Genomic DNA, 8,602 nt, shown 5'->3' on the forward strand with positions numbered 1-8,602 from the left:
GCATTAGATATTAGTAAATGCGAAATTTATAAAATTGTAAATGGCTTGGTTTACACTTTATGAACGGAAGTTCGCTTGGTAGAGTCTCGCCTGGCGTCTTCGAAATGACAGCTCGGGGACCCGAACCCTTTGAAAATCCGAGGCTTAAATCCGGCCATTTCGCTCGCTAAAAATTGAGCACCATCATACAAATGGTTGAGGCTTCACGGGCGCGGGATGGGGCATGAGGGTTGGATGAGTCCTCATCTGAAAGGATTGCTGTCCTGGATGGTACAGCAGTGCAACTATAGTTGCGTCGGCGGGGGATCGGCGTGAGCACCATCGGTCTGTGCATGATCGTCAAGAACGAGGCGAAGGTTATCCTGCAATGCCTCGCCAGCGCCCTGCCTCTTGTCGATTATGTGCTCATCGTGGACACGGGTTCTACCGATGGCACGCAAGACCTCATCCGAGGCTTTCTCGCGCAGAACAATGTCCAGGGAGCCGTCATCGACGAGCCATGGCGGGACTTTGCATACAATCGCAGCTTCGCTCTCGAGCGGCTGCGCGAAGTCCAGACCGTCGACTATGCAATGATCATCGATGCCGACGATACGCTGATCCTGGATCGTGACTTCGAGCCAGCCGTGTTCAAGTCGCGGATGGAACACGATCTCTACGATGTCGAAGTATCCCATGGAAATATCTCGTTCTATCGCCCGCAGATCTGCCGCAACCGCCTACCCTTTTCCTTCAAGGGCGTGCTGCACGAATATCTGGAGGCTCCGCCTGGCCCCATCACACGGCAGAACGCCGAGGGATTTCGCATTGCCACGGGACGTGGGGGAGCGCGCAGCCAAAACCCACGAAAATACCAGGACGACGCGGCGGTGCTGGAGAACGTGCTCGCAACCGAGACCGATCCGTTCCTGATATCGCGCTACACCTTCTATCTCGCGCAAAGCTATCGCGATTTCGGTGAACGCGAGAAGGCGCTGGAACAGTATCTGAAGCGAGCAGAGCTGGGTTTCTGGAACGAGGAGGTCTATGTGAGCCTGCTCGAGGCGGGGAATCTGATGGCCGCGCTCGGCAAGCCCTTCGAAGAGGTCGTCGCGGTCTATGAGCGTGCGACCCAGACAGTGCCGGCACGCGCAGAGGCGCTGCACGCGGCAAGCCTCTATTGCCGCAGCCAGGGCCGGAACGCGCAAGGACAGGAATTCGCGCGTCGCGGCCTGGACCTCACGGAGCCGACCGGTCTCTTCGTCCAGCCCTGGGTCTATGACTACGGGCTGCTCGACGAGTTTTCGATCAACGCGTATTGGGCGGGCGCATATCGCGAGTCGCTCGACGCGTGCCTGAAGCTGCTTGCCTCCGACAAATTGCCGCCGGACATGCTAAAGCGGGTGGTGGCCAATGCGCGTTTCGCGACCGAGAAGCTCGAGGTCCGCGAGCCATCGGTATTGGGAAGACTTGGCGCGGAAAGCCTGGTCGAGCAGCACGCGCTGATTGCGCAGCGATCGTTGCGTTCGCGGCTGGAGGTCGTGCCGCGTGTCCTGGTCGCGATACTGGCCAAACAGAAAGAGCCAGCGCTGCCGCTTTACCTGGCGTGCATCGAGTCGCTCGACTACCCGAGAGAATCGATCGTCCTCTACATCCGCACCAACAACAACACCGACAAGACCGAGCAGATCCTGCGCGAGTGGCTGGAGCGCGTCGGCCACCTTTATGCGGCGGTCGAGCTCGACACTTCGGACGTCAATGACCGGGTCGAGCAGTTTCGCGAGCACGAATGGAACGAGACACGCTTCAAGGTGCTTGGCCGAATCCGCAACATCAGCCTGCGGAAAACTCTCGAGCACAATTGCGACTTCTATTTCGTCGTCGACGTCGACAATTTCGTGCGGCCGGCGACGCTGCGGGAGCTTGTTGCGCTGGACCTGCCGATCGTCGCGCCCCTGCTGCGCTCCATCTCGCCAGGCCAATATTATTCGAACTATCACGCCGAGGTCGATGCGAACGGATATTATCAACACTGCGACCAATATGGCTGGGTGCTCAACCGCCATGTACGCGGCGTTATCGAGATGCCGCTCGTGCACTGCACCTATCTTGTACGTGCCGATGTGCTGACCGAACTTACCTATGACGACGGCACATCGCGCTACGAATATGTCGTATTCGCCGACAGTGCCAGGAGGGCCGGCATCGTCCAGTACATCGATAACCGGCAGGTCTACGGCTACATTACTTTCGGCGATCACGAATACCATGTCAGCGGCGGGATCGAACGGGCAAGAGAGCTTTTGCGCGACGCGGGCGACGTGCCGCAATTGCTTGGCGCAACGGCCTCGGCGCCTGCTCCGTTGTTGGCGAGGCCCGAGTTGCCGGACTCGCTGAAGATCCATCTGATCAACCTTGACCGCAGCGTCGATCGCTGGAACCGGTATCAAAGTCACAATTGGCATCTGATGCACAATACGGCTCGCATATCGGCCGTTGACGGCACCTCCCTGGACAGGGCCGCGCTCATGGAGGAAGGCCTTATCACCGGTGATTGTCGGTACCCCCCGGGGACGCTGGGATGCGCTTTGTCGCACATCGATCTGTGGAAGCGTGCGGTATCGGAGAACAGGACGATAACGGTCTTTGAGGACGACGTCCGAGCATCGTTTCGATTTATCGAGGAATCCGCAGAGATCATGTCCCGGGCGCCGACCGGTTGGGACATGATACAGTGGGGCTATATCATCGATCCGTCTTTTCTCTGGTTGGACTTTGGTCTTTCGAAAGCCAAGCTGGAGTTCTACGATCGTCGCTACACCAACAGAACAGCGCTGTTTCAGTCCGACAAATTCCCCAGATCGCTCATCCGGATAGAGCATTCGTTTGGGCTGCAAGCCTACACGATCACGCCAAGAGGCGCGCGCATTCTCCTGGAAAAGTGCCTGCCGCTGCGACACCGCCTCATCCCATTTCCTGGGACGGACGTAATCATCGAGGATACTGGCATCGACTGCGCGATGTGCGCCGCATATGGGTCGATGCAGGGCTACATCTGCATGCCGCCGCTGGTGATCGTGGACGACGAGCAACTTTCCGATCGAGTAGCGACGGACAAGAAGTGAAACTGCTGCTGATAGCCGGGCGGGCGCCAAGGGGTTTATCCCTCGACAGGTGCTACAAAAAAATTGTTGTCCAACGGAAATGTCTCCCGGACCGCGTAGCCAAAGGCATCACACCAAGAGGAGAGGTCTTGGTGACGCTCCGGCCATACTTCGATAAGTATGCCGGGACGCCATAGCTCGATCGTTCCTTGAATTCCCTTGAGCACATCGAATTCCGCGCCTTCCACGTCGATCTTAATGAAGCCTACAGGTTTCTGACGCAGGAAAAGGTCACCAGGCAAGCACTTGATCACTCCGTGATCGGCCTCAAGCATTTGCGCTTGGCCCATGTTATTTGAAATGGGATAAAATACGTTCGCAATTTTCGGTTCCGAACTCAGAGCCACGCCGAGGTAGTCAATATTTACATTCGAGCAAGCATTCAACGAAAGATTTATTTTAAGTATATCTATAGCATTTGGATTTGGCTCAAATATTATTATCTCAGATGGGCTGCAAAATTTCGATACAATATGGAATGATTTCCTATATTTGCACCAATGTCCACAAACGCCCTTCCGGGCGGCGCAAGGCGTTTGATCAATTCAAGTTCGTCTCGCTCGTAGAAGTCGCCCCTTATAAGGGATGATTGTATGTAATCCACTCTATTCGTGATGAAAAAGCTGATGATTTTTCCATCAATCCGATGGCTTGTTATAGTTCCACTTGATTCTTTAGCATCCTCGCGAAGGTGAAACAATTCCCAAGTCTCACACGCGGGTCTTGATAGCGTAATTCGGCCATCGGGCTCCGCACACAGAAATTTACCGCCCTTCTCAAGTCCAAATTCCCGCCCTCGAAAAATTTTTGGTGTCAGAGTGCCCGGGAGTATGTTAAGCACATCGGGACTATCAAACTTCTTTGAGCCAACAATGGCCGAATAATCGCGAAGATATACTATTTCCTTGTCGATGCCGGCTTCAGTGAACTTCAGGCGAGCCAGCGCACCCTGTTGAACTAACAGGGTATTTTGTGGACTGTGTTCAAACGTTCCGTGCCGGACCTCTCCGGATGACGGATCGACGAACACGATCGTTCCGTGCGATGTAAAGAGTTGGCCAGCCAGATTGCCGATCACGACCGTGACCCCCGCTCGATCCCGCGTAAGTGTAAGCGCATTTGCTATTTCTTGGCAAAGGCGACAACGATACGGAGATTATGCGCCAGCATCGGGCAGTATGGATCGGTCTGTACAGATAGGAAGGCCATGCGAATAGTCGCCTCAATGACCACCATCCCATCGCGGATTGACCGAATTGGCCCGGCGCTTGAAAGCGTGCTCGGCCAGACGGTTGCGGTGGAACATATTGAATTGAACGTTCCACACGTGTGCGTGCGGACGAACGAACCCTACACTTTGCCGACATGGCTGACGGAAATGGAACGGGTGAAGATTTTCCGTACAGAGGACTACGGGCCGATCACAAAGATCGCCCCGACCCTACTGCGCCATGGGGATGAGAAAGAAACCTACATCTGGTCGGTTGACGACGACTTTGCCTATCCAAAAAATCAGCTTGCCCTCCTCTGCAAAGGGCACCGCGAAACTGAATATCGCATCCTGGCGCGGCACGGCGGGGACTTCAATCCAGACGGCAGCATCACGTTCAAATACGGAGAAATGCGGGTATCGATGTTCGAAGGATTCGGCACGGTTCTGTATCCTCCCGCATGCGTGGGTGACGACTTCCTGGAATATGTACGAGAAACATCGAACGACATGGATTGTCGACATAGTGACGATATAGTCCTTTCGCTCTATTTTGCCTCTCGCAGAATTCCTATTTTCATATGGAATTCGCCTTCCGAGACAGAGCCATTCTACCCGACGGGTTCGCTTCCCTATTCCTCCGAGGGGGATGCGATCCATTTGCAAAGCGGGGGCAATCTGGAGCGCTATAAGAGGGTACTCAGCGTCTTGAGGCCTAAAAGGGACTAAGCGACCAGGATCGCGCCCCTGCGCATGAGCTCTTGTTTTTGCCTGATTGACGAGCCCAACTGATAATCGAACGCTCGACAGAATTCGACCTTGCGCCGGCTCTCCGGCCTTTATTGCGGTCCGGCAGCTGCGCTAGAGGCGGACCGATCCGACATTGCTTCACACGCATCGAGGAACGAAAGTTGAGGCGAAGGCATTTCCTAACACTGCTTGCAGGCTCCCCTGCCTGGGGTCTGGCGCTGGCAGGGTCCGCTGTGTCAGTCGTTCGTGAAACAAGGTCCGCCGTGGTGTCTGCTCAATCAGCCCCAGTTGCGCCCTCGACGTCTCTTCTCACTGCCCCGATAGAACTCGCCGGCGATTGGGGCCGCATGCTTGAAGGCGCTGCCATTCTGGTCATCGAACGCATGCGGCAGGCCTGCCTCGACGGTGTGCGCCTTCTCTCCGATCGCCAGCCGACGCGATTGCGTGTCGAGGAGCACACATCCGGTCCGCCCGCCATCTGGCTGCATCCGGACGCCAGCGGCATGGCATGGACCATAGTCGACATCGGCGAGCGGGATTGGTCGAAGCTCGCCTACCAGTTCGGGCACGAACTCGGGCATGTTTTTGCCAACAGCTGGCAGGCCGATGCCAAGCCTGCGCCGCCATGCCAATGGCTGGAGGAAGCAATGGTGGAGGCCTTCTCGCTGCGGGGCCTGTGGCGTCTGGCGAAGAGCTGGAAACACACCCCGCCCTTCCCCGGCGACAACGCGTTCGGCGATCTCATTGCCAAATATCGCGAAAACATCATCAACGGCTATCAGTCGCTTGCCGACTTTCAAGGCCTCGCCGGCGACCCGCCGGCATGGTTTGCCAAGCACCGAAGCGAGATCGAAGTTCCGAGCCTCAATCCGTTCGCGCAAGCAATGTCATTGACCATACTCTCGGAATATGAGCAGGCCCCGGACTGTGTTGAGGCACTTGGCGCGCTCAACCGCTGGCCGGGCCGCAGCCGGATTCCTATCGGTGAATATCTCCAGAAATGGAAAGAAAGCTGTGCCGAGATACACGCGTCAACTCGGCTGCCGATCCACCTGGGCAAGCTTTTGGGAATTCCGCCCGGCGTCGAGTGACTGCTGGCCCGAGCTTACATTGCGTGGCGGCTTTCCATCTGGAGTGACATATTCCAATTTGCTAAATGCGCGACTGGAAGTCCGCACCGTTCGGTCGGCAGCCTCTCGAAGCAAGCGGTTCGATGTACGGTTCTCGAGATCGGCTGTAACCTGGTCGGCTGAGCGCTACATCTGGTTCCAGGAAGTGTGGGACGGCCAAATAATGACTGGAAGCGGCGCAAACCAGCCATGTCGTCTTTTGAGGCTAGCCGACAGTCTGCTTTTCAGGGCAAGTCTTACCAATCGAAGGTTGGCATCACAGGGGCATGCCTGACCTGAGTCAACCCTTCGTTGATCGACTATTAGGCAACTCGGAACGTGACAGTGCCGAACGGCCCTACGATGTGGCTGGTTGGGTGGAAGCCTAGTGACTTCATTTCATCACCTGCAACGCCCCTCACTTTCGCGTTCGGACCCAGCTTCACCTCGATCGGCGCCGAAGTCAGGTTTGCCGCTAGGACGCGGATAGCCTCCCCAACACGAAAGGCAATGGCTGCCACTCCCGGCCGATCAATCGATATCCCGTAACGTTCCGAACCGGCAGCAGTTGCAAGCTCGGCATGGACGGCTTGCAACGGTCGTAGAGTGCCATCCTCATTCAAAAGCCCGAAAGGTCCGGTGGGTGCTGCCAATATCAATCGATCAGCTCCGGTTTTAGCGGCCTGTTCCGCTAAGCCGACTGCAAACGCGCCCCCGAACAACGCCCGTTGACGCGGGTCAGTGCCGGCTGCAGGCACCCGCTTGAATCCGGAATTGGCCGCAACCGACTGACCATAGGGGTTGTGCCGCATGCCGATCGTGCAAGGTCCGAGCCAGATCGGCTTGCCTGGACATAGATGCCGCGCCGTCTCCATCACGGCCGGATATACCGACAGGGTTTCCACAATCGATTGCTCATCAGCGGCGTGCACGATGGCGCTGTTGCCGAAGAAGACGAAATCTGCGCTGCCGGTCGGCGGGTTGCGGTTGAACTCAGTGAACAGCGAGGGCGTTCCCGCGCCTATCGGACAATCGACGCCGCTTGCCTTCAGCGCATCCAGTTCAGAGACAACAGGCGGCACGGTCGCCGCCATCAAACCGGAACTGCGTCGAGGGCGAACCAAGCTGCGTGAAGTGGCGTCGCAACCTGTCGACGGTGCAACTCCCACGCTAAGTGCGGGTGATGAGCGCCGCCTTCGGAGCTACACCGACCGTTTCAATGCCCGGTCAATCGGTTCGATATACGCGGCAAGGCTAATTTTCGAGGTATTTCGGAACTACGCGAGCAGGCACGATTGGCAAATGGAACGCGGGTTCGTCGACAGACCGGAGGTCTTTATACGAACCCTGGCTTGAGGGTACGCCGATGATTGGGTTCGTTATTCTCGAATGCTCAGACGCGAGCTACTCCGGCAATCCGGCTGCCCGTAGCGCGGTGCCAAGAGCCTCCGCGAGCGCGGGCGCGCAATTCACGCCGGCAAACTGGCGGCTGTAGCGAAAGCCCGGCTGAAGCTCGATAACGCGAGCGGCGGCTGCCTTTGCTTCGTCCAACCGGCCAAGCTTGGCCAGCGCGGCCGCCAATTGCACATAGGTGATGCTATGTGCCGGATTGGCCTGGACGGACTTGTAGGCAGCACGGCAAGCCTCTTCGAAACGGCCGCGCAACAAATGGCTCATTGCCTGTGCGTCAAAAGTGGCCCAGGCCCACGAATCGAATGGGCTCAGCCGCAAACCCTGCTTGCTCCATTCTATCGCTCGCTCCGCTTCGCCGCTCCACCCGAGAATGACGCTGCCAAGGATGTAGCTCAGGGCTGATGACGGGCTGATAGCGAGGGCGGCTTCCAAGGCAGCGAACGCTGCGGCGCGATCATGCGCATCCATTCCGATCGAAAAGCCAGCCCAGGTCAGGGCGAGAGCATCATCCTGTCCGTGGACGATGGCCGACCGCGCGTAGCTGATCGAAGATGCGCGGTTAATCTCCTGCAGGCCGGCGCGAAGAAACAGACAGTGATGGCACATCGCGGCGTTGCCATGCGCCAGCGCATAGGTTGGCTCGAGTGTGATCGCGCGCTCGAGAAGTGCCAACGCTCTGGTCACTTGTTCCGGCATGCCTGAATCGACATTGGGCTGGGCCTGCAGCACGAGATCGTAGGCATCGAGGCTATCGGGCCGTTTGCGCCTGACACGTTCGATCTCGGCCTTCCGCACGCTTGGGGCAATCGCGCCCACTGCTGCCAGCGCGATCTCGTCTTGGAGCGCGAAGATGTCGTCGGAGCTGCGATCATAGCGCTCGGCCCAGACATGGGCGCCGGTCGAGGCATCGATCATCTGCGCCGTAACCCGCACGCTACGGCCGGCCTTGCGCACACTGCCTTCGAGCACATAGCGAA

The 8,602-nt window shown here is 57.4% G+C and carries 7 protein-coding genes; 3 read left to right on the plus strand and 4 right to left on the minus strand.

The genetic code is table 11. From position 1 onward, the window contains the following. The first annotated feature begins 332 nt into the window (after positions 1–332). Positions 333–3,104, plus strand: coding sequence for a glycosyltransferase family 25 protein (locus EOA27_RS11775; RefSeq protein ID WP_245467191.1), 2,772 nt, complete (start codon positions 333–335; stop codon positions 3,102–3,104). Positions 3,105–3,139: 35 nt separating this feature from the next. Here EOA27_RS11775 and EOA27_RS11780 read toward each other — a convergent pair whose 3' ends face one another. Together EOA27_RS11780 and EOA27_RS11785 are read right to left on the minus strand one after the other, a co-directional pair. Beyond that, positions 3,140–3,688 carry an FkbM family methyltransferase gene (locus EOA27_RS11780; RefSeq protein ID WP_127256246.1) on the minus strand — a complete coding sequence of 183 codons (549 nt, stop codon included), beginning with the start codon at positions 3,686–3,688 and terminating at the stop codon, positions 3,140–3,142. Continuing rightward, entirely contained in the window at positions 3,583–4,221 is a 639-nt protein-coding gene (locus EOA27_RS11785) for a hypothetical protein (RefSeq protein WP_127256248.1), read from the minus strand. The genes EOA27_RS11780 and EOA27_RS11785 overlap by 106 nt, the downstream gene beginning before the upstream one ends. 147 nt (positions 4,222–4,368) lie before the next feature. Here EOA27_RS11785 and EOA27_RS11790 point away from each other — a divergent pair, with 147 nt between their 5' ends. After that, positions 4,369–5,082 (plus strand): hypothetical protein, encoded by a 714-nt coding sequence (locus tag EOA27_RS11790; RefSeq protein ID WP_126078799.1) that lies wholly within the window; start codon positions 4,369–4,371, stop codon positions 5,080–5,082. A gap of 404 nt (positions 5,083–5,486) precedes the next feature. Next, complete coding sequence (locus tag EOA27_RS11795) at positions 5,487–6,194, plus strand: hypothetical protein (protein WP_245467192.1); 708 nt, start codon at positions 5,487–5,489, stop codon at positions 6,192–6,194. A 341-nt stretch (positions 6,195–6,535) separates the two neighbouring features. Here the strand turns inward: EOA27_RS11795 and EOA27_RS11800 are convergent, their stop codons facing one another. Both EOA27_RS11800 and EOA27_RS11805 read right to left on the minus strand, forming a co-directional pair. Continuing rightward, the gene (locus tag EOA27_RS11800) at positions 6,536–7,309 is read right to left on the minus strand and encodes a hypothetical protein (protein ID WP_126078800.1); all 774 of its coding nucleotides are present in this window, start codon (positions 7,307–7,309) and stop codon (positions 6,536–6,538) included. 307 nt (positions 7,310–7,616) lie between these two features. Then, a partial coding sequence (locus EOA27_RS11805) for a tetratricopeptide repeat protein (RefSeq protein ID WP_127256250.1) occupies positions 7,617–8,602 on the minus strand: 986 nt, incomplete at its 5' end.

Origin of the sequence: Mesorhizobium sp. M2A.F.Ca.ET.037.01.1.1 (genome assembly GCF_003998075.1) — a bacterium.
Classification (GTDB): Bacteria; Pseudomonadota; Alphaproteobacteria; order Rhizobiales; family Rhizobiaceae; genus Mesorhizobium.